General features: G+C 59.8%; 16 protein-coding genes. 12 read left to right on the forward strand and 4 right to left on the reverse strand.

Annotation, left to right across the window (positions count from 1 at the left end; genetic code table 11):
* The first annotated feature begins 46 nt into the window (after positions 1 to 46).
* Entirely contained in the window at positions 47 to 1,495 is a 1,449-nt protein-coding gene (locus AC3Y64_RS10445) for an ATP-binding protein (RefSeq protein WP_489987355.1), read from the forward strand.
* Here AC3Y64_RS10445 and AC3Y64_RS10450 read toward each other — a convergent pair.
* Positions 1,472 to 4,537: an ATP-binding protein gene (locus AC3Y64_RS10450; protein ID WP_489987356.1), complete on the reverse strand. Its 3,066-nt coding sequence runs from the start codon at positions 4,535 to 4,537 to the stop codon at positions 1,472 to 1,474. The genes AC3Y64_RS10445 and AC3Y64_RS10450 overlap by 24 nt on opposite strands.
* 134 nt (positions 4,538 to 4,671) lie before the next feature.
* Positions 4,672 to 5,103, reverse strand: coding sequence for a helix-turn-helix domain-containing protein (locus AC3Y64_RS10455; protein WP_489987357.1), 432 nt, complete (start codon positions 5,101 to 5,103; stop codon positions 4,672 to 4,674).
* 210 nt (positions 5,104 to 5,313) lie between these two features.
* On the opposite strand from AC3Y64_RS10455, the gene AC3Y64_RS10460 reads away from it, so the two are divergent.
* The 10 genes from AC3Y64_RS10460 to ycaC all read left to right on the forward strand — a co-directional run bounded on the left by AC3Y64_RS10460 (position 5,314) and on the right by ycaC (position 18,680).
* Positions 5,314 to 6,237 (forward strand): LysR family transcriptional regulator, encoded by a 924-nt coding sequence (locus AC3Y64_RS10460; protein WP_489987358.1) that lies wholly within the window; start codon positions 5,314 to 5,316, stop codon positions 6,235 to 6,237.
* Positions 6,238 to 6,750: 513 nt separating this feature from the next.
* On the forward strand, positions 6,751 to 7,110 hold the full coding sequence (locus AC3Y64_RS10465) for a DUF6124 family protein (protein ID WP_489987359.1): 360 nt from the start codon (positions 6,751 to 6,753) through the stop codon (positions 7,108 to 7,110).
* A gap of 244 nt (positions 7,111 to 7,354) precedes the next feature.
* Positions 7,355 to 10,060, forward strand: a complete 2,706-nt coding sequence (locus AC3Y64_RS10470) for a hypothetical protein (RefSeq protein WP_489987360.1) — start codon at positions 7,355 to 7,357, stop codon at positions 10,058 to 10,060.
* Positions 10,061 to 10,560: 500 nt separating this feature from the next.
* Positions 10,561 to 10,920 (forward strand): DUF6124 family protein, encoded by a 360-nt coding sequence (locus AC3Y64_RS10475; RefSeq protein WP_489987361.1) that lies wholly within the window; start codon positions 10,561 to 10,563, stop codon positions 10,918 to 10,920.
* A gap of 244 nt (positions 10,921 to 11,164) precedes the next feature.
* Complete coding sequence (locus AC3Y64_RS10480) at positions 11,165 to 13,843, forward strand: hypothetical protein (RefSeq protein WP_489987362.1); 2,679 nt, start codon at positions 11,165 to 11,167, stop codon at positions 13,841 to 13,843.
* 560 nt (positions 13,844 to 14,403) lie between these two features.
* The gene (locus AC3Y64_RS10485; RefSeq protein ID WP_489987363.1) at positions 14,404 to 14,763 is read left to right on the forward strand and encodes a DUF6124 family protein; all 360 of its coding nucleotides are present in this window, start codon (positions 14,404 to 14,406) and stop codon (positions 14,761 to 14,763) included.
* Between the two features lie 303 nt (positions 14,764 to 15,066).
* A complete protein-coding gene (locus AC3Y64_RS10490; protein WP_489987364.1) occupies positions 15,067 to 15,483 on the forward strand; it encodes a DoxX family protein in 417 nt (138 codons plus the stop codon).
* A complete protein-coding gene (locus tag AC3Y64_RS10495; RefSeq protein WP_489987365.1) occupies positions 15,476 to 16,102 on the forward strand; it encodes an antibiotic biosynthesis monooxygenase in 627 nt (208 codons plus the stop codon). The genes AC3Y64_RS10490 and AC3Y64_RS10495 overlap by 8 nt, the downstream gene beginning before the upstream one ends.
* Positions 16,103 to 16,145: 43 nt before the next feature.
* Positions 16,146 to 17,984 (forward strand): amidohydrolase, encoded by a 1,839-nt coding sequence (locus AC3Y64_RS10500; RefSeq protein ID WP_489987366.1) that lies wholly within the window; start codon positions 16,146 to 16,148, stop codon positions 17,982 to 17,984.
* A gap of 72 nt (positions 17,985 to 18,056) precedes the next feature.
* Complete coding sequence (gene ycaC / locus AC3Y64_RS10505; protein ID WP_489987367.1) at positions 18,057 to 18,680, forward strand: isochorismate family cysteine hydrolase YcaC; 624 nt, start codon at positions 18,057 to 18,059, stop codon at positions 18,678 to 18,680.
* A gap of 67 nt (positions 18,681 to 18,747) precedes the next feature.
* Here ycaC and AC3Y64_RS10510 read toward each other — a convergent pair whose 3' ends face one another.
* Positions 18,748 to 20,175 (reverse strand): mechanosensitive ion channel domain-containing protein, encoded by a 1,428-nt coding sequence (locus AC3Y64_RS10510; RefSeq protein WP_489987368.1) that lies wholly within the window; start codon positions 20,173 to 20,175, stop codon positions 18,748 to 18,750.
* Positions 20,176 to 20,283: 108 nt separating this feature from the next.
* Positions 20,284 to 21,306 carry an alpha/beta hydrolase gene (locus AC3Y64_RS10515; RefSeq protein WP_489987369.1) on the reverse strand — a complete coding sequence of 341 codons (1,023 nt, stop codon included), beginning with the start codon at positions 21,304 to 21,306 and terminating at the stop codon, positions 20,284 to 20,286.
* Positions 21,307 to 21,467: 161 nt separating this feature from the next.
* Between AC3Y64_RS10515 and AC3Y64_RS10520 the strand changes: the two genes are divergently transcribed.
* Positions 21,468 to 22,367: a LysR family transcriptional regulator gene (locus AC3Y64_RS10520; RefSeq protein ID WP_489987370.1), complete on the forward strand. Its 900-nt coding sequence runs from the start codon at positions 21,468 to 21,470 to the stop codon at positions 22,365 to 22,367.
* Positions 22,368 to 22,489: the final 122 nt, after the last annotated feature.

Here is a 22,489-nt window from a genome sequence, read left to right on the forward strand (position 1 = left end):
CTGCGTGGTGGTTGTTCCGTCACCTGAGACTGCCAAGATACTTGGCATGAACAGCCATCACGATTTGAACCCGGCGTCGGTGCTGCGTTTCGGCCCTTACGCGTTTCATTTGCGCCAGCGGTTGATCCTCGACGGGGATCGGCAATTGCGCATGGGCGGCCGTGCGCTGGACATTCTGCAAGTGCTGGTCGAACGCGCCGGGCGAGTGGTCAGCAAAGAGCAGTTGATCGCCCTGGTCTGGCCGACGTCAGTGGTCGAAGAGATCAACTTGCGTGTGCACATCGCTGCGTTGCGCCGTGCATTGCGCGACGGCGAAAACGGTCAGCGTTACATCGTCAACGTGCCGCAATGCGGTTACAGCTTCATTGCGCCGGTGCATTACGACAGCACGGCGCTATTGGTTTTCGAGCACCTGCACGCGCCGCAACACAACTTGCCCGCCCGACTGACACCGGTCACCGGCCGTGATGCGCTGGTCGGCAGCCTGGTGCGGCAACTGCCACTGTGCCGGATGATGACAATCACGGGCCCGGCGGGCGTGGGCAAAACCACCGTGGCACTGCGCGTGGCCGAACTGTTGCTGGAGCATTTTTGCGATGGTGTATGGCGGGTCGATCTGGCCTCGTTCGACGACAGCACGCCACTGCTCGAAGCCGTGCTCAACACCCTTCAAACCGATTTCGCCACACTCACGCAGCGCCATGCCTTGTTGGTGCTGGATAACTGCGAACACTTGCGCGAACGCTGTCAGGCGCTGGTGCAACACTTGCTCGACGCCGCACCGCGCCTGTCGGTACTGGCAACCAGCCGCGAGGCGTTGCAGGTCAACCTGGAAACGCTGCAGCCGTTGCGGCCGCTCACGGTGCCAAAATCGTCCGAGTTGATCAGTGTCGAAGAGGCGATGAGTTACTCGGCGGTGCAGTTGTTCGTCAGCCGCGCACGCACCCGTCAGCAGGGGTTCATGCTGCGTGAACAGGATCTCAAAGCGGTCTGCGATATTTGCCGGCGGCTCGATGGTTTGCCTTTGGCGATTGAATTGGCGGTGACGCAGATTGATGCGTTGGCGCTGGTCGGGTTGCAGGCGCAACTGGGCAATTGTCTGCAGTTGCTCAGCCATGGCCGACGCACCGCCGTGCCGCGTCACCAGACGCTCAAGGCTGCGCTGGACTGGGGTTATCAATACCTCAATGACACGGAAAAACTGGCTCTGCAGCGGCTCTCGGTGTTCCCCAAAACCTTCACGCTGGATCAAGCATTGGCCGTTGTCACCTCTACCGATCTGCCGCCGCAAGTGCTGGTGGCCGTGGTTGGGCAACTGGTCGCCAAGTCGTTGCTCTGTGTCGAGCGGGGCAGTGGATTGGCGCGTTACCGGATGCTCAATACCACGCGCAGTTACGCTCGCGAGCAATGGTGTTCACCTGCGGAACGGACAGATGTCGAGCAGCGCTATGCGCGTTATAAAAGCCGCGCTTCAGAGCTTCAGCTGGCGGTTTAAATCATCCAGCAGCCTGCGCACTGTGCGCAAGTCAGGGGTCGCGTAGCCTTCGGTGAAACGTTGATAGATCGGCGTCAGCAGGTCGAGCGCTTCGCGATAGCGATGTTGCCGTTGCCACAGTTGCGCCAGTGAAGTGGCGGTGCGCAACTCCCAGGCCAGCGCGCCTTGGGAGCGGGCGATGGACAGGGCTTGCTGGAGGATCTTCTCTGCTGTCTCAAGGTTATCGCTAGCTGAACTGACGCCATCGCTGGCAAGCCAGCTCCCACAGTGATTTGCAGTTGAATCCAAGTCTTCGGAACACCTCACAATCCTGTGGGAGCTGGCAAGCAAGCTCCCACAGTGATTTGCAGTTGAATCCAAGTCTTCGGAACACCTCACAATCCTGTGGGAGCTGGCAAGCAAGCTCCCACAATGATTTGCGGTAGAGCCCAAATCCTCAGCGCACTTCAAAACCCTGTGGGAGCTGGCTTGCCAGCGATGGGGGCCTGGCGGACTGTCCCGATCCAAAGCCACCAGCCGATCCGCCTGCGCCCGCAAAATCTCCGCCGTGCTCCAACCCGCTTCGCCACTTCGCGCTCGTTCGACCAGCGCCTCGTCGACGAACCGGTCATCCAGCGTGACCATGATTTCCCGGATCAAGCCACTGTCCTGTGCCTGCACCGGTCCAGCGTTTTCGGCATCGATCACCTGCGCGTAATGCCGCGCCCACGTATGGAACAGCAGCACCGAATGCTTCTGCGATTGCTCTAGCAGCAGCTGCACCAGTGCGCGGGCGTTCTGCTGGTCACCGTTGTAATGAGCGATCAGGCACGTGGCCAGCGCCAGCGTGTAACAGATCGACGTGCCGTGGTTGATCTGCACGGCGATGTCCAGCGCCTGCCGCGCGGTTTTCCAGGCCTGCTCGGGGAAACCTTGCAGCCACAGCACCCGCGCCAGCACCGTCAGCGAGGCAACGCTCTGGTCGTATTGCACGCCAAAGCCATGGGTAAACCGATTGAGGTGGCCGCTGTGGGCCATGCGCTCGATCACCTGTTCGGCGTGCTCGCGGGCCTGCGGCTGGTCGCCGGCGTAATGCAACGCCAGCACCCGCAACCGGTGGGTGCTCAGGGACAACAACGGATCGCCGTGAGTGCCGAGCCGGTCGAAGTGTTCGCTCTGTGCCAGCGCCTTGCGGTAATGCCCGCAACTGAGGTTGACCGCCATGTGTCCGGACACCGCGCGCAATTGCCCGGCGACATCGCCATGTGTTTCTGCCAGTGCGTGAGCCTTGACGAACGCTTCAACGGTTTCCGGGGTGCCGCCCCACGTGTGATAGCAAGCGCTACCGAGGGCCAGTTGCAGCGCAATGTTCAGGTGCGGGCAGGGTGGCTGAATACCTTCCAGCAGACGCAAGGCCTGGCGCACGTAGCCGCCGTACTCCTTGAGCAGCGACAGCTCCTGCCAGAGCGGCGCCGAGGCTGCCGTCAGGCGAATCCCCAGGTCGTCCGGTCCTTCATCGTTCAAACACCAATCCAGTGCTGCGCGCAAATCTTCCAGACCTCGGGCGTAGCGCTCGATCCACAGCGTGGTCGGGGTGTTTTCCCAGTCCGCCTGCGCCAGATGCATCAACGCCAGACAGCGTTCGGCATGGCGTTCGCGGGTTTCAGTCAGTTCGGCAGCCTGTTCGAGTTTTTCCAGGGCATAGCGGCGCGTGGTGTCGAGCAGACGGTAGAACACCTCTTCATCACCGACCTCCACGCTGAGCAGCGACTTGGCGACCAACTGCGTGATCGAAGCAAACACCGCCCCGGGTTCGATCTGCGGGCCAACAATCACCGCCGCCGCAGATTCCAGAGTGAAGCCGCCACGAAACACACTCAAACGGCGCAGGCCGGTCTGCTCACAGCGGTTGAGCAGATTGAAGCTCCAGTCCAGCGTGGCGCGCAGGGTCAGATGCCGCTCCAGGCTGGTCTGATTACCCGGTGCCAAGGGCGGCAGACGCCCCTGCAACTGGCTCAGCAAACCCTCCAGCCCCAACTCGGCGACCTGCGCCGCCGCCAGTTCCAGTGCGAGGGGAATACCGTCCAGCCGATGGCAGATTTCAATCGCCAAGGGCAACTGAGCGTCGCCTAATTCGAAATTTTCCTGTGCCGCCGTGGCCCGTTCGGCGAACAGTTGCACGGCAGAAAACGTCAGTGCCTGTTGGCGATCCAGCACAGTCGCCGTTGACGGGTAATCGAGGGAATCCAGACGCTGCACATATTCGCCTTCTGCGCGCAGGCTTTCACGGCTGGTGGCGAGGATATGCACCTTCGGCGCCCCGCGCAGCACGCTTTCGCTGAGTGCCGCGACGGCATCGATCAAGTGTTCGCAGTTGTCGATCACCAGCAACATCTGGCGTTGGCCCAGACCACTGACCAGACTTGCCAGTGGATCATTGTCGACCGACGTCAGATCGAGCAGGGCAGCCACGTGCGAGCAGATCAATCGAGGATCATTGAGCGGTGCCAGATCCACCAGCCGAATGCCGTCGCGATACTGACCGATCAATTGCTCGGCGACGCGCAGGGCCACGGTGGTTTTGCCGATACCGCCGGGGCCGACCAGCGTGATGCAGCGCTGGCGCGGCAGTTGCGCCATCAAATTGTCGACCAGCGCCTGGCGTCCGATCATCCGCGTGCGGCGCAGCGGCAGGTTGTGCCCGGCCGCGTTGGCGACTGTGCGTTGTTCAATGGCTTGCGAAAGAATCGGCGCGACGAAACTGTAGCCGCGTTGCGCCACGGTCACGATATAGCGCTGGCCGGCCTGCCCATCGCCAAGCGCCTTGCGCAGCGCCGCCATGTGCACACGCAGGTTGATCTCTTCGACCACGCTGTCCGGCCACACCGCCGCCATCAGTTGCTGCTTGCTCAGCACTTCCCCGGCATGCGCGAGCAGCGTCAACAGGATGTCCATTGCCCGACGGCCCAGCCGCAAGGGTTGCTCGCCTTCGAGCACCAAACGCTGAACAGGATCAATCCGATAGGGGCCGAAACCGATGGCCTGATTCGGGGAAAGACTCAACAGCTCGCTCCTGCGGTGATGCGGCGGACAAGACGAATCAGGGCCGGGCGCGCGCGCAGGCCTTCTGATCCGGGGTGTCCCGGCATAATCCTCAGGTTTGGGCGTCAGCGCAACGGCTGGCGCAGAAGCGAACGTCAAAACCGGGCAGGTTGTGGGCGGTGGGTCTTCAATTCACGCATGGCCTGACAGCGCCAGGCGAACGGGTTGATGCCTTCACTGCGGGTGAACATGTGGCAGAAATGCGCCTGATCACAGAAGCCGCATTCCAGGCTGATCTGCGTCAGGCTCAGGTCGGTGTGCTGGATCAGCAGCTTGGCGCGGGCGAGGCGCTGGGTGCGGATCCAGTCCTGCGGTGACACTCCGGTGCTGCACTTGAAGGCGCGGGAGAAATGGCTGCGTGACAGCGAACAGGCGCGGGCCAGTTCGGTCACCTCAAGGCTTTCGCCCAAGCGCTCGAGGATCAATTGTTTGACCTGTCGTTCGCGTTGCGGGCTGAGTCCACCAATGGCGCTTTTGCGCGGTTCGCAGGCAGGGGCGAGGGCGACGGTTTGCTGCAAATGAGCCATGGCCAAGGTCCGTGTCGGTGGGGAAGGCGCGGGGGAGCGCGTTCCCACAGGTCAAAATCAACGCTGCGCAGAGGGACTCATTGTTGGACGGGGCGCAGTGACTGACGAGTTAATCGTTGTTAATTTCGCTCTGGCTCCGCGTTCACAGGGCCGTGGATCGCGTACAGTGCGCAGCACTTGCGTCTGGTTGGCTATAAGGAATCCGTGCCCATGAACCGTAACGATCTGCGCCGCGTCGACATGAATTTGCTGGTGATTTTCGAAGCGCTGATGTTCGAGAAGAACCTGACCCGCGTCGCCGAAAAACTGTTTATGGGCCAGCCCGCGGTCAGCGCGGCGCTCGGGCGTTTGCGTGATCTGTTCGACGATCCGTTGCTGTTGCGCAACGGTCGCGGCATGGAACCGACGGCCCGTGCACTGGCCATCCTCAAGGAGCTGCAACCGGCGATGGACGTGATTTCCGGCGCCGTCAGCCGCGCCAAAGAGTTCGAACCGGAGAGCAGCTGCGACGTGTTCCGTATCGGTTTGTCGGACGACGCCGAATTTGGGCTGTTTCCGCCGCTGTTACGCCAGCTTCAGCAGGAGGCACCGGGGATTGTCGTGGTCGTGCGTCGCGCCAACTATCTGCTGATGCCGGCACTGCTGGCGTCGGGGGAAATCTCCGTCGGCGTCAGTTACACCACCGATTTGCCGGCCAACGCCAAGCGCAAAAAACTCCGTGACATTCCCTGCAAAGTCCTGCGTGGCGACGACCGTCCGGGGCCGCTGACCCTCGACGAATATTGCGCGCGCCCGCACGCGATGGTGTCGTTCTCCGGCGACTTGAGCGGCAACATCGACATGGACCTGGCCAAGGTCGGACGCAGCCGCCGCGTGGTCCTCGGCGTGCCGCAATTCAGCGGTCTGCGCGCCTTGCTCGCTGGCACTGAAATGATCGCCACCGTGCCGGATTACGCCGCGTGTGCGCTGGTCGAAGGTTGTGCGCTGCGCGCCGAAGACCCGCCATTCCCGATTGATGCGGCGCAGTTGTCGATGGCCTGGAGCGGGGTGCATGACAACGACCCGGCGGAGAAATGGCTGCGCGCGCGGATCAGCCAGTTCATGGCGGCGCCACTGGATATCCCGGCGATCTGAGTCCCCACCTCCATCTCCGAACCAAAACCAATCCCTTGTAGGAGTGAGCCTGCTCGCGATGGCGTCGTGTCAGTCAACATTTATGTCACTGGAATATCGCTATCGCGAGCAGGCTCACTCCTACAGCGATCGGTGTGAACCTCGAGTTGTCGGTGGTTTAAACACTGCTGTTTAAGCAACACCCTCAGACACTCTTTCAGGCTACGCAACCTTGCGCCTTTGCCTACAGCTACGCCAGAATCCGCCGGCTTGTGCGCTGGTGGTCGGGTCTTTATCGTTTGCTGGTCGCTGAAAGGTTCAGTGATCGGGTTTAGCGACTCGGACCAAAAAAGTGCACCAGTGCTCATGCTTCGTTGCAGGCAATCGTCTGCACTTCGCTATGGCGGCTGTATGCGGGAGACCCTCGGGTCTACCGGGTTGCCTTTTTTCCGGTTCGCTAACCTGCATACGGTCGCCACCCATCCTGTTTAGCGACAGGACGTGGTGATCTCAGCACTAAAAAGGAGATTCACCATGTTCAAAGCCACACCCAACCCTCCGAACATCGATCCCGCATCCGCCTACGAATCCATTGATTCCAGAAAGCTCCACCAAGCCGCCGACCGCGCCCTCGACCATTACCTCTGCCCACCCGGCTCCACGCCACCGCCTCGCAAAACCCGCGGCATTTACGCGGTAACCGCCGACACCAAAAACGAAGCACTGCTGACCGACGCCAGCGAAACCTTGGCTTCTGCCAAAACCATCGCCCAGGACGTCGCCCACCTGTTGCCCGCGCCGCAGCGCCGGGCGTTGTTGGGGATTGCACAGTTGATCATGCTGGGGGAGTTGGCGGTGAATCGGGCGTTGGATAACCTCGATCTCCCTGCCTGAACATGATCGTTCCCACGCTCCGCGTGGGAATGCAGCCCGGGATGCTCCGCGTCCCCTCCAGAGCCGAACGCGGAGCGTCCGGTGATGCATTCCCACGCAGAGCGTGGGAACGATCACTGAGCAATACTCACCGCATCACCATTCATCGGAAACCACCCCGCACCTGTCAACTCTGACAGGTGCGCCATCTACAAAAACGCGCTCTGATCAAACCTGCCCATTCCGCTGCGCAGGAGCGCCGTTCATGACCCTATCCGAGACCGCCGACAACACCGTCCTCGTGCTTTTCCCGCCCATGGTCAATGGCCAGACCGAATCAGTGATTGGCGCGCACATCGGGGTGCCTTTGGTGGCTTACGATCTGGTAACCGACGGCCTGGGAGCGCAAGTGATCGTTGATCCGCCACCGGTGGGCGAGGTCGAGGTGGGGGATGTCTTGTCATTGTGGCTGGAGGGCGAATCGTCAGTGCTGGATGTGCAGACGATTCAGGACCCCAACGCGCGCTGGACGCTGCGCATCCCACGGGGCCGTCTGCATCCGGATCGGGTCAACCTGTTGACCTACACCGTCACGCGCGGCAGCAACAACAAAGGTAAGTCCGAACCGCCGCTGCAGATTCTCTATAATCGCATCCGCCCCGGCCTGCGCGACGAAATGGACGTGCCCGGCGGCCACTCCGAACTCAAACTCGAATTGCCCGACGCGATCAAAAACGGCGTCGGCGCGGATTTTGTCAGTGCGCAGGTGTGCGTCTCCTACCCCTATTGCCGGGCCTACGACGACATCATCCTCAGTTGCAATGGCGAACTGCTGCCACCCGTCACCGTCAGTCGCGACCAAGCCCCGCAACCGCCAAATCCCGGCTCGGAAGTACCGATCACCATTTGCTTCACCGTTACCCGCGCCTATCTGGAGCAAGCCAAACGGCTGGATAAAAAACTCAATTTCCGCTTCACCGTCACCGACCAGATCGGCAACGGCCCGGACACCAATGAGCCATGGTCGCCGGTGCAGCGTGTGGACGAGGATCTGGACGGCACGCAATTGCCGATGCCGATTCTGCTGGAGCGCATGGAAGATTTTCCGGGGGATGACGCGAGCATCATTGACCTGGAAAAACTGGCGGGGGGACCGTTGCTGGTGGTTGTGGTGACTTCAGATAATCGCTTTCAGGTAGGCGACAAAGTAGAGGCCACCTACACAGCGAAACTCGCAGGGCAGCCGGATGTTGTGGTGGCGGTGAGTGGGACGGTCGAAGGGGATCCGTTTGGCGTCAAGCAAACCTGCATCCTGAGAGTGCCTAACGACAAGATCGTGGCGAACAGCGATGTCGCCGTGAGTTATCAACTGAGCAAGCCAAACGGCGATCTGGTCGGCGGTTCCAAAACAGCCAATGCCAAGGTCACGGGCGAGGCCGCACCGGACTTGAAGGCACCGAGCATCAAGGAGGCGTCGGGCAGCAGCCTGGATCCGCTGGCGGCGCTGAACAGTCTGACGGCAGTGGTGGACGCCGGGCTGAAAGTCGGTGACATCATCACCGTCACCTGGATGGGGGCAGCAGGCACAGCGGCGGGTGGGTCGCACACGGCGCCACCGAAAACCGTGCAGGCGGTGGGGCCGCAGGAAATTGCGCTGCCGGTGTCAGTGTTGGCGTTCAATCTGGGCAAAACGGTGACGGTGGCGTACACCGTCACTCGCGCAGGCCAAACCACACCATCGCCGCCGCTGACACTGAGCGTACAAAGTTTGCCGCAGCATGTGCTGGTACAGCCGACCATCATCGAGGCAGCCAACAATGGCGAAGGCGCCGAGCTTGATGTCAGTGGTTTAACCGCCAATGGCACGGCGCGGATGGGCGTTTGGCCGTTCATTGCGCTGGGGCAACCGGTGTGGCTAACCGTGACCGGGACCAATGCGGACGACAGCAGTTACCAAAAAGTGCTGTGGAAAGTACCGGGTGCCTCCACCAATCAGGTGTGGATCAATCAGGGTTTTTTCACCGCTGCGATTCCGCTCGCTGAACTGCAGAATCTTAAACATGGCAGTGCGTTGAGTATGCAGTTTAAAGCGGGGTTGGGCGGGAGTCAGGTTGAGAGTGAGGCGGTGAGTTTTCCGGTGCGGAGTTACAAAGTTCTAGCTGTCTTGGAAGAGGAGACCACTATTAGCGCAGTAACGGCGAGGCCTAGCGGGACTGATGTTCCAGAGGGCGGCAAGATCCGAGAAACTTCAGTCGAGCTGGTAGGGAAGGCGACGCCTGATTTTGAAGTAGAAATCTTTGATGGTGAGATTTCGCAAGGTAAAGCCACAGTGAATGCAAATGGCGAGTGGCGGAAAACTATTTCAGATCTTTCGGTTGATGATCATGTTTTTATAGCCAGGTCGACTTACGGAACGCAGCCAGTGTCGTTGCCTCGAAGGTTTGCTGTTGTTGTTAGCAAGTTGTTAATTAATTCAGTAAAAGGGCTTGTTTATAATACTTGGGCGCAACCAGAAGTGGTTCATGACTCCACAGTCGCCTTTGCATGGCTTAATTTGTATGGGAGTGCTGACTCACAAAGCGTGTTGTTGTACGACGGTTCGGTTTTGATTGAAACAATGGTGGTGATAGACGGATTTTGGTTCTCAAAGAGAGTGAATTTGAGTGTGGGAATTCACGAGTTTGTTGTAAAAACATCCGCTGCTGGAGGTGATGTGTCTGATGTTTTTCGTGTTACTAAAACGAAGAACCCTCCACTGCGTATAACGGGAGGGGGGAGTGCCTATACTGTATTTTTTCCTGCCTGTCCTTTTCCTCGTGTAATCATTGCAAGTTCACCTGTCATTTCTGCGTGGCCCGTTGCGCCAGCGGGATCTACTCAAGTCACGTTGAACACCCCTCCGGGCTATTATTATAGTCAGGCGACTGATCCAACGTTCGATGGGGGAAGTTATTCTATGGAAGTATGGTGAGTTCTAGTGGTGTTGGTTGATTTGGTTGTTTTAAGAATAACTAAATTGATCTCAATTGATCTCCAGGTTTTTCGCCCTTTGGTTGGTAGTCGAACGCCGCTCCCACAGTGAAGCGGTGTGATGCTTAAACGGTGTTTTTAAACAGCGCCGTTTAAGCAACACCCTCAGACACTCTTTCAGACTACGCAACCTTGCGCCTTTGCCTACAGCTAAGCCAGAATCCGCCGGCTTGTGCGCTTGTGGTCCGGTCTTTATCGTTTGCGGGTCGCTGACAGATTCAGCGATCGGGTTTAGCGATCCGGCTTCGACTACAGACGCAACAACGCTCCGCTCTCGATTGTGGGTCTCTGCAATGCAATCGCGTAATGGTGGCTGTGCGTGGGAGACCGAATGGTCTACCCGGGGTTTCTGTGACCCGGATCGCTAACCTGCGTACAGCCGCCACCCTCAACTTGTTTAGCGATAAGTCGTGGCGGCTCAGTCCTTCACGGAGTTTCACCATGATCAAACCAACACCCAACCCTCCGAACATCGATCCCACATCCGCTTACGAATCCATCGATTCCAGAAAGCTCCACCAAGCCGCCGACCGCGCCCTCGACCACTACCTCTGTCCCCCCGGTTCCACACCGCCGCCCCGCAGAACCCGCGCCATGTACGCGGTCACCGCCGACACCAAAAACGAAGCTCTGCTGACCGACGCCAGCGAAACATTGGCTTCTGCCAAAACCATCGCCCAGGACGTCGCCCACCTGTTGCCCGCGCCGCAGCGCCGGGCGTTGTTGGGGATTGCGCAGTTGATCATGCTCGGCGAATTGGCGGTGAATCGGGCGCTGGATAATCTCGATCTCCCTGCCTGAACATGATCGTTCCCACGCTCCGCGTGGGAATGCAGCCCGGGACGCTCCGCGTCCCCTCCAGAGCCGAACGCGGAGCGTCCGTTGATGCATTCCCACGCAGAGCGTGGGGACGATCACTGAGCAATACTCACCGCATCACCATTCATCGGAATCCACCCCGCACCTGTCAACTCTGACAGGTGCGCCATCTACAAAAACGCGCTCTGATCAAACCTGCCCATTCCGCTGCGCAGGAGCGCCGTTCATGACCCTATCCGAGACCGCCGACAACACCGTCCTCGTGCTTTTCCCGCCCATGGTCAATGGCCAGACCGAATCAGTGATTGGCGCGCACATCGGGGTGCCTTTGGTGGCTTACGATCTGGTAACCGACGGCCTGGGGGCGCAAGTGATCGTTGATCCGCCACCGGTGGGCGAGGTCGAGGTGGGGGATGTCTTGTCACTGTGGCTGGAGGGCGAGTCGTCAGTGCTGGATGTGCAGACGGTTCAGAACCCCAACGCGCGCTGGACATTGCGCATCCCACGCGGCCGTCTGCATCCGGATCGGGTCAACCTGTTGACCTACACCATCACGCGCGGCAGCAACAACAAAGGCGAGTCCGAACCGCCGCTGCAGATTCTCTACAATCGCATCCGCCCCGGCCTGCGCGACGAAATGGACGTGCCCGGCGGCCACTCCGAACTCAAACTCGAATTGCCCGACGCGATCAAAAACGGCGTCGGCGCGGATTTTGTCAGTGCGCAGGTGTGCGTCTCCTACCCCTATTGCCGGGCCTACGACGACATCATCCTGAGTTGCAACGGCGAACTGCTGCCACCCGTCACCGTCAGTCGCGACCAAGCCCCGCAACCGCCAAATCCCGGCTCGGAAGTACCGATCACCATTTGCTTCACCGTTATCCGCGCCTATCTCGAGCAAGCCAAACGCCTGGATAAAAAACTCAATTTCCGCTTCACCGTCACCGACCAGATCGGCAACGGCCCGGACACCAATGAGCCATGGTCGCCGGTGCAGCGTGTGGACGAGGATCTTGATGGCTCGCAATTGCCGATGCCGATTCTGCTGGAGCGCATGGAAGATTTTCCGGGGGATGACGCGAGCATCATTGACCTGGAAAAACTGGCGGGGGGGCCGTTGCTGGTGGTTGTGGTGACGGCGGATAACCGGTTTCAGGCGGGTGATGTGGTTGAAGCCGTTTACACCGGGAGACTGGCAGGGCAGCCCGATGTGGTTGTGACGGTCAGCGGCACTGTGGAGGTTGATCCCTTCGGGCAGAAAAAGCCCTGCGTTTTGAACGTACCCAACGACAAGGTCGTCGCCAGCAGCAACGTGACCGTGACGTATGCATTGCGCCGATCCAATGGCGATCCGGTCGGCAACTCCAGAGTAGCCAGCGCCAAAGTCACCGGCGAGGCCGCGCCGGATTTGAAGGCGCCCACTATCAAGCAAGCGTCGGGCAGCACCCTCGACCCGCTGGCGGCGCTGAACAGTTTGACAGCAGTGGTGGACGCCGGGCTGAAAGTCGGTGACATCATCACCGTCACCTGGACGGGAGCCGCAGGCACGGCAGCGGGTGGGTCGCACACGGCGCCACCGAAAACCGTGCAGGCGGTGGGGCCGCAGGAAATTGCGCTGCCGGTGTCAGTGTTGGCGTTCAATCTGGGCAAAACGGTGACAGTGGCGTACACCGTCACTCGCGCAGGCCAAACCACACCATCGCCGCCGCTGACACTGAGCGTACAAAGTTTGCCGCAGCATGTGCTGGTACAACCGACCATCATTGAGGCAGCCAACAATGGCGAAGGCGCCGAGCTTGATGTCAGTGGTTTAACCGCCAATGGCACGGCGCGGATGGGCGTTTGGCCGTTCATTGCGCTGGGGCAACCGGTGTGGCTAACCGTGACCGGGACCAATGCGGACGACAGCAATTACCAAAAAGTGCTGTGGAAAGTACCGGGTGCCTCCACCAATCAGGTGTGGATCAATCAGGGTTTTTTCACCGCTGCGATTCCGCTCGCTGAACTGCAGAATCTTAAACATGGCAGTGCGCTGAGTATGCAGTTTAAAGCGGGGTTGGGCGGGAGTCAGGTTGAGAGTGACGCGGTGAGTTTTCCGGTGCGCAGTTATGGCGTTAAAGTTGTGGCGGATATGAAGCCGACCATTGAGTCGGTAATTGGCAGGCCGAGCGGTGAGATTATAAAACCAGAGGGTACGACTTTTGAAACTGCGGTTACGTTAAGTGGAACAGCGACGAAAGGTCAGCGTATTGAAGTATTTGATGGTGTGGTTTCTATAGGGCAAGAAACTGCAGATGCGGAAACAGGCACCTGGGTGTCGGATCTGTCAGGGCTGAGTGTTGCGAGGCATAGCTTTACAATTAAGGCTCTTTACGGCAGTGGGCATGTTTCGGAACCTCCAAGGACTTTTTCAATATTAGAGAGTGATGTTGTAATTGATTATTTCGGCCCCGAAACATATTTTGTGTCTGGCGTGCCTCGTGATGTTGGCGTTGCGACATTGACATATGTTCGTATGAGTGGAAATCCTAATGTCTTAATCGGCGGTTCGCCATTGTGGTTAGTAAATGGTGCGAGTGGAAACGGAGGATACGGACAGCATAGAATATTGTTTGACTTGAAGGGGCGTTCCTTTAAATCAGCTTTATTGAATATTACTTGTAATACAGGTCCGGGCGATGGAAGCGGTGAAGGAGTCGGAGCGGTTGTAGGTGAAATAAATTTCTTTGGAAAGAACGGTAGTATTTGTTCCCAGCCACTAGTTAGTGTTAACGACAGTACAGTCATAAAGATTCGCATGCCAAATGATCAGTTTTTTGGTGGATTTAATATTGTTCAGCTTACTGCTAGGCAAGGTTGGGGTGCTATGTGCGTAATTCATAAAATTGTGTGTAGCACTGAATGAGATGTGAATACATGGCAGTCCACGTTGCCGAACCACAGTCTCGGTAAACAGCGGCGCGGGCAACGGCGGCTGATTCCAAGTAGGTTGATCATTTTCACGCGCTGTATCGGAATGCCTCAAGGCGCGCACAACGCGTGAACAATCAACGTTGCAGCAAACACTTGGACCCTATGGGAGCAGTGTGATGCTTGGTTTGTCGGCGCTTTAAACAGCGCCGTTTAAGCAACACCCACAGACACTCTTTCAGGCTACGCAACCTTGCGCCTTTGCCTACAGCTACGCCAGAATCCGCCGGCTTGTGCGTCTGTGGTTGGGTCTTTATCGTTTGCTGGTCGCTGATAGGTTCAGTGATCGGGTTTAGCGACTCGGACCAAAAAAGTGCACCAGCGCCCATGCTTCGTTGCAGACAATCGTCTGCACCTCGCTATGGCGGCTGTATGCGGGAGACCTTCGGGTCTACCGGGTTGCCTTTTTTCCGGTTCGCTAACCTGCATACGGTCGCCACCCATCCTGTTTAGCGACAGGACGTGGTGATCTCAGCACTAAAAAGGAGATTCACCATGTTCAAAGCCACACCCAACCCTCCGAACATCGATCCCACATCCGCCTACGAATCCATCGATTCCAGAAAACTCCACCAAGCCGCCGACCGCGCCCTCGACCATTACCTCTGTCCCCCCGGTTCCACACCACCGCCTCGCAAAACCCGCGCCATGTACGCGGTCACTGCCGACACCAAAAACGAAGCACTGCTGACCGACGCCAGCGAAACCTTGGCTTCTGCCAAAACCATCGCCCAGGACGTCGCCCACCTGTTGCCCGCGCCGCAACGTCGGGCGTTGTTGGGGATTGCGCAGTTGATCATGCTGGGGGAGTTGGCAGTAAATCGGGCGCTGGATAGCCTCGATCTCCCTGCCTGAACATGATCGTTCCCACGCTCCGCGTGGGAATGCCGCACGGGACGCTCCGCGTCCCCTCCAGAGCCGAACGCGGAGCGTCCGTTGATGCATTCCCACGCAGAGCGTGGGGACGATCAAGCGTTGGCGTCAGCTCAGCCAACAGCGGCGGCGTCTGACACTTCGCTATCGCTGGCAAGCCAGCTCCCACAAGGGGCTGCAGTGTTCTGAATATTCCGGTACGCCGGCGAACTAAGCACACGTATCCAATTTCCTTTCACCCATCCCCGGCATGATTCCCCCCAATAACTATTCAAGGGTGGGCCCATGCACGTTTCTCCACGGGATGAACAGGCGCGCGACATCGGTTTGCTGTTTCTGCGGATGGCCGGTGGGTTGTTCCTGCTGTGGGTCCACGGTTTGCCCAAGCTGCTGGATTTCACCGCGCAGCTGCAACTGATCGAAGACCCGTTCCACCTCGGTGCTCACCTCACGTTGATCCTGGCGATTTTCGCCGAAGTCGTCTGTCCGCTACTGATCGTCGCCGGGTTACTGGCGCGATTGGCCTGCGTGCCTATTCTCTTTGTGCTGCTGGTGGCGCTGCTGGTCGTGCATCCGCAATGGAGTGTGGCCGAAGGGCAGTTCGGCTGGTTGCTGTTGATCCTGTTTACCACTGTGTTGATCGCCGGGCCGGGACGGCTGGTGATTCCTGTTCGTTTGCCCGGAGTGCTGCGTTATGCCTGAAGTCCTCAATTCACAAGCACCGGGGGCCGATGAGACCGTCACGTTGATCATCAAGCACCGGATCAAGGCCGGTTTCGAGTCAACGTATGAAGCCTGGCTGCGCAATATCGTCCGCGTGGCGAGCCAGCGTGAAGGCCATTTGGGCGTAGACGTGGTGCGTGGCAAACGCGGCCGTCTCGATTTCTACACCTGTGTGCTGCGTTTCAGCTCCACTGAAGCGATGCAAGGCTGGCTGGAGTCGCCGCAGCGTCAGGCACTGGTCGCCGAAGCCGCGCCGATGCTGGCTGATGGCGATCAGACCGAAGTTGCGCCGATCAAAGAATTCTGGTTCTCGCCGCTGGCCGATGCCGCTTCGCCGCCGCCACGCTGGAAGCAGGCCGTGGTCACGCTGCTGGTGATTCTGCCGCACACCTTGCTGGTGCCGCTGATCTGGGGGCCGCTGCTGGGGCTGCATCCGATCCTTTCCAATTACGTGGTCGCCACGTTCCTGATCACCCTGACCATCGTCCTCTCGGTGGTGTACGTGGTGATGCCGCCGGTCACCCGTTTGTTTACGCCGTGGCTCGAAGCCAGCCAGGCCCATGAACACCTCGATTCCCAAGAAACCTCGCCACGCTGAGCGCGCGGGGTTTGCTTCTTTTTACTTTGCTTGAGGAACTGCGATGAGCGCCGATCTGATTCTGTTCAATGGCCAATTTCATACCGTCGACCGCACCAAGCCGCTGGCCAGTGCCGTGGCGATTACCGATGGCCGCTTCGTGGTCGTCGGCAACGACAACCAGGCCATGGCCCTGCGCGGGCCGAACACGCAAGTGGTCGATATGCATGGCCGCTGCGTGATCCCTGGCCTCAACGACTCGCACTTGCACCTGATCCGTGGCGGTTTGAACTACAACCTCGAACTGCGTTGGGAAGGCGTGCCGTCGCTGGCTGACGCGTTGCGCATGCTCAAGGATCAGGCTGACCGTACGCCGACCCCGCAATGGGTGCGCGTGGTCGGTGGCTGGAACGAATTCCAGTTCGCCGAAAAACGCATGCCGACCTTGGAAGAAATCAACCAGGCCGCGCCGGACACCCCGGTGTTCATCCTGCACCTGTATGACCGCGCCTTGCTCAACCGCGCCGCGTTGCGCGTGGCCGGTTACACCCGTCACACGCCGAACCCGCCGGGTGGCGAGATCGTCCGCGACAGCAACGGCAACCCGACCGGCATGCTGGTCGCACGGCCGAACGCAATGATCCTGTACTCGACGCTGGCCAAAGGGCCGAAGCTGCCGCTGGAATATCAGGTCAACTCGACCCGCCAGTTCATGCGCGAACTCAATCGCCTTGGCCTGACCAGTGCAATCGATGCCGGCGGTGGTTTCCAGAACTACCCGGACGATTATCAGGTGATCGAGCAACTGGCCAAAGACGACCAGTTGACCGTGCGCATCGCCTACAACCTGTTTACCCAGAAGCCCAAAGAAGAACTGAGCGACTTCCAGAACTGGACCGGCAGCGTCAAGTTGCACCAGGGCGACGACTTCCTGCGCCACAACGGCGCCGGCGAGATGCTGGTGTTCTCCGCAGCGGACTTCGAAGACTTCCTCGAACCGCGCCCGGACCTGCCGCAAACCATGGAAGAAGAGCTGGAGCCGGTGGTGCGCCACCTGGTTGAACAGCGTTGGCCGTTCCGTTTACACGCGACGTACAACGAATCGATCAGCCGCATGCTCGACGTGTTCGAGAAGGTCAACCGGGACATTCCGTTCAACGGTCTGCCGTGGTTCTTCGACCACGCCGAAACCATCACCCCGCAAAACATTGAGCGGGTGAAGGCATTGGGCGGCGGTATCGCGATTCAGGATCGCATGGCGTTCCAGGGCGAATACTTCGTCGACCGTTATGGCAAGCAAGCCGCCGAGGCGACCCCGCCGATCAAACGCATGCTCGCCGAAGGCGTACCGGTCGGCGCCGGCACCGATGCCACGCGGGTCTCGAGCTACAACCCGTGGACTTCGCTGTACTGGATGGTCAGCGGTCGCACCGTCGGCGGTCTGGCCTTGTACGAAGAGGGTTTGCCACGCACCACCGCGCTGGAACTGTTCACCCACGGCAGCGCCTGGTTCTCCTCGGAGCAGGGCAAGAAGGGCCAGATCAAGGTCGGGCAACTGGCGGATCTGGCGGCGCTGAGCGCGGACTTCTTCCATGTCGAAGAAGAAGCGATCAAGTGGATTGAATCGGTCATGACCGTGGTCGGCGGCAAGATTGTCTACGCCGCTGGCGACTTCGAAGACCTCGGCCCACGCTCGATTCCAGTGCTGCCGGACTGGTCGCCGGTGGTGAAGGTCCCGGGCCACTGGCGACCGAATTCGCCGTTACAGGCGCAGGTTCACCAGTGCAGCGGCCCGTGCGCGGTGCACACCCACAGCCATGAAAAGGCACGGATGTCGAACGCACCGGTCAGCGACTTCGCCGGTTTCTGGGGCGCGTTCGGCTGCTCCTGCTTCGCTTTCTGATTTCCGTCACAAGCGCCGGCCATCCGGTCCGGCGCTTAACGCTTCATCCATCCGTCCATCAGGAGTTTTCCCATGAGCGTTCCTTACACACGTCTGAACAAAGATGACGCAGTCGTACTGCTGGTCGACCACCAGACCGGCCTGATCTCGCTGGTCCAGGATTTCACCCCGAACGAATTCAAGAACAACGTGCTGGCGCTGGGCGACATCGCCAAGTTCTTCAAACTGCCGACCATCCTCACCACCAGTTTTGATGCCGGCCCTAACGGCCCGATCGTGCCTGAGCTGCGCGAGCAGTTTCCGGATGCGCCGTTCATTCAGCGTCCAGGCCAGATCAATGCCTGGGACAACGAAGACTTCGTCAAAGCCATCAAGGCCACCGGTCGCAAGCAACTGATCATCGCCGGTGTGGTGACGGACGTTTGCGTAGCGTTCCCGACCTTGTCGGCGATTGCTGAAGGCTACGAAGTGTTTGTGGTGACCGACTCGTCAGGCACCTTCAACACCACCGTGCAGCAAGCGGCGTGGGCGCGGATGTCGGCGGCGGGTGCACATCTGCTGAACTGGTTCTCGGTGGCGTGCGAGCTGCAGGGCGACTGGCGCAACGACATGGAAGGCCTGGCGCATCTGCTGTCGGAGCGTCTGCCTAACTACCGCAACCTGATCAACAGCTACACCAAGCTCACCGCCAAGTAAGATCAAAAGATCGCAGCCTCCGGCAGCTCCTACAGGGAGATGCTATGCAGGCTGCGATCTTTTGCTTTCAGCGCTTCTGCAACCACCCCAGAAACCCACCTTTCCTCACCGCCACCGGCTTGGCCATCAACGCGAGGCGACTGTTCTGCTGACGCACCGCCTGCAATTTATTCAATGCCCGACCCACCTCCGTGCGCTGTTCCATGCACTGACGGGTGAGGCCCTTGTCGAGTCGATAAATGATGCTCGACGTCAGCGCCGTGAACGTCGCCTGCGACGGCGTATCCGCCAGAATGCTTTGTTCTCCCATGACCTCGCTCGGCCCCATCCGTCCCGCCTCGATTTTGCTGGCGCCGTCCGGCACGGTCGCGCTGACCACGCCTGTGGCGATCACAAACAAACTGTCCGGCACCTCATCCAGATCCAGCACCACTTGGCCTGCAGTGTATTGCTGCGCAACCATCGATTCGGCGAGGCGATCGCGTTCTTCGCTGCTCAGCGAACGGAAGATTTTCACTTCATCCAGCAGCGCACGGGCGCGGGTCGAGGGTTCGATCACGCCGTCCGGGTGCCGGGAAATGCCGGCGGCTTCGAGATGCCGGTGAGCGAGGTCGAACAGTTGATTGCGCACCTCGCTTTTTTTGCCCAGTTCAGCGATGAAACCGCTGGCGACGTATTCCGAGGTGGTTTCGCCGGCCTCTTTCAACACAGCTTTTGGCGCGGGGCTGAGCAACAACGAACTGCTGCCCTGCAAGGTGCGGTCGAGCGCATCGAGCACCCGGCGCGGACGAATGTGGTTCGGTACTTTGATGCTGATCGACACGCCGTGCATGTTGTTCGGGCGACTGAGGTTGACGATTTTCGCCTTGGCCGCCACCGAGTTCGGCACCACGGCCATGGTGCCGGCGCTGGTCAGCAGGTGTGTGGCGCGCCAGTCGATGTCGAAGACCTTGCCTTCGACGCCGTCGATCATCACCAGATCGTCCACTTGATAAGGCTTGGTGGTGTTGAGCACGATCCCGGAAAACACATCGGCCAAGGTGCTTTGCAGGGCCAGACCGACGACGATGGCGACCACGCCGGAAGTCGCCAGCAAGCCTTTCACCGGCAGCTCCAGCACGTAACCCGCTGCCGCGACCGTGGCGATGAGAAACACCAGGGCGCCGATCACGTCCTGCAACAAGCGACCGCTGTGGCCGATGCGACGCATCAGCGCCAGGCCGATCACTTCGGTCAGCACCCGTGCGGCGTACAACCACCAGAGAATTCCCAGCGCCGTTGCACCCAGTTGTGCGACCCGGTCATCGACGAACACCGGCGCTTGCAACGGACTGACACCGGCGTTGATCACCAGCGCCGTGAATGCCAGAAACAGCACCAGCCGCACACCCACTCTCGGGGCGCGATGGGTGAAGGGCGAGAAGTGCCAAAGTACCGCGTCGAGCAGCAGCAGGGCGGCGCTCCAGGACAGCAGGTGGGTGTAGAAAAATGTCATGACCGAAGCTCCGCAGTGTCTGCCAATAAAAAGATCGCAGCCTGCGGCAGCTCCTACAGGGAAATGCATTCCAATGTAGGAGCTGCCGAAGGCTGCGATCTTCTGATTTTAAGGATTCAAATGAGTCTTCAGCTCAGCCGCCGCCTGACGCACGGCCGCTTTCACCTCAGGAATCTGGCTCAGCGGATTGAGCAGGCCGAAGTCATGAATCATCCCGTTGTAACGCACCGAGGTCACCGCCACGCCGGCCGCATCGAGGTGCCGCGCATAGCCTTCGCCTTCGTCACGCAACACGTCGAACTCGGCGGTCTGCACCAGTGCGGCGGGCAAGCCCTTGAGCTGTTCGGCGCTGGCGTTCAGCGGCGAAGCATGGATCTGCGCACGCTCGGCCGGGTTGGTGGTGTATTTGTCCCAGAACCACTGCATCATGCCTTTGGTGAGGAAGTGACCCTCGGCAAATTGCTGGTAAGAACCGTCATCGAACTGCGCGTTGGTCACCGGCCACATCAGCAACTGGAAGCGCAGCGCCGGGGTTTTCTGTTCCTTGGCCATCAGCGCCACGACCGCCGCCATGTTGCCGCCGACGCTGTTGCCGGCCACTGCCAGGCGCTTGCCGTCGACACCGATGTCCTTGCCGTGCTCGGCCACCCATTTCGTTGCGGCGTAAGCCTGATTGATCGCGGTCGGGTACTGCGCTTCCGGCGACGGCGTGTAATCGACGTACACCGCCACGGCGCCAGAGCCCACTACCAAGTCACGAATCAAGCGCTGGTGCGTCGGGTAATCGCCGAGCACCCAACCGCCACCGTGGAAGAACATGAACACCGGCAACTCGCCTTTGACCTTGGCCGGACGCACCACTTTCAGGTTGATGGTCTGGCCATCGACCTTGATCGCCTTGTCGCTGACTTCAACGCCGGACAAGTCGACCTTCACCGAAGCCTGCGCGCCGGTCAGCACCGCACGGGCGTCTTTCGGGCTCAGTTGCTCCAGCGGTTTGCCACCCCCGGCGGCGAGAGCGTTGAGGAAGGCCTGGGTGTTGTGTTCGACACCGCTGCTTTCGGCGGCGAAGGCGTTGCCGATGGACAGGGCGAGGAGGGAAGCGGTGAGGGTTTTTTTGACGATGTTCATGGTGGAAATCCTTTTGAATGTTTTTGATTTTTTATGCCTGGGTTGCGGGCTGCTGTGGCGCTGGGCTTCAGGCCTCAGCAACACCGTGAGCACAGATTAATGAGCTGCTCGAAAGTGAAAAAGCGGCTATAAAGCGTTTAACTGTCCACCAGAGAGTGACAATGAACCCGTTCGAAGACATGCGTATTTTTTGCCAGGTGATGGAGTCCGGCAGCTTCACGTCGGCGGCTGATCAATTGGGGCTGTCCAAGCAGTTCGTCAGCCGCCGTTTGATGCAGTTGGAAGAGCGTCTCGGCGTGCGGTTGTTGAACCGCTCGACCCGGCGCCTGGACGTCACGCCGCTGGGGCAGAGTTATTACGAATCGGCCTTGCGTTTGCTGGGCGAAGTCGAGCAAGTGGAGCAGGGCATCGCCGGGCAAACCGCCGAGCCACGCGGGACAATTCGCCTGAGTGCGCCGCTGTCGTTTGCCGTGGCGCATCTGGGGTGTCTGCTGCCGATGTTTTTGCAGCGCTATCGCGAGGTCACGGTGGAAGTGGATCTGAGTGATCGGCCGGTGGATTTGCTCGGCGAGGGCTACGACTTGGCGTTGCGCATCGGCGTGCTGGAAGACTCGACGCTGATTGCCCGGCGCATTGCGTCGATCGAACGGGTGTACTGCGCCAGCCCGGCGTATCTGGCCGAACGGGGCACGCCGCTTGAGCCGGAAGACCTGCACCGCCATGACTGTTTGCCTTATGGGCATAGCCGTTCGGTGCAGTGGCGCTTCAACGCGGGGCAGGGCAAGCCTGTGTTGGTCAATGTCACCGGGCGCATGCGCGTGAACAACGGCGAACTGCTCAGGGATGCGGCGGTGCAGGGGATGGGGATTACCTATCTGCCGACGTTCATTGTCGGCGCGGCGTTGAAGGATGGCCGACTGGTGCCGGTGCTGGATGACTTGCGCCCCGAGCCGCTGACGTTGTCGGCGGTGTACCCGCAGCATCGCCAGGCCTCCCGACCGGTGCAGGCGCTGGTCGAGTTTCTGCGCGAGCGCCTCAACGAAAGCCACGTCGACCTCTGATCTTTGCATCAATTCAAATGTGGGTCGTCTGCGGAATCTGCGAACACCACAAACCCCTGTGGGAGCTGGCTTGCCAGCGATGGCGGTGTGTCAGGCAACACAGCTGTGCCTGACCCAGCGCA

The sequence above is a fragment of the Pseudomonas sp. 4CAES_32.4 genome (assembly GCF_058136335.1).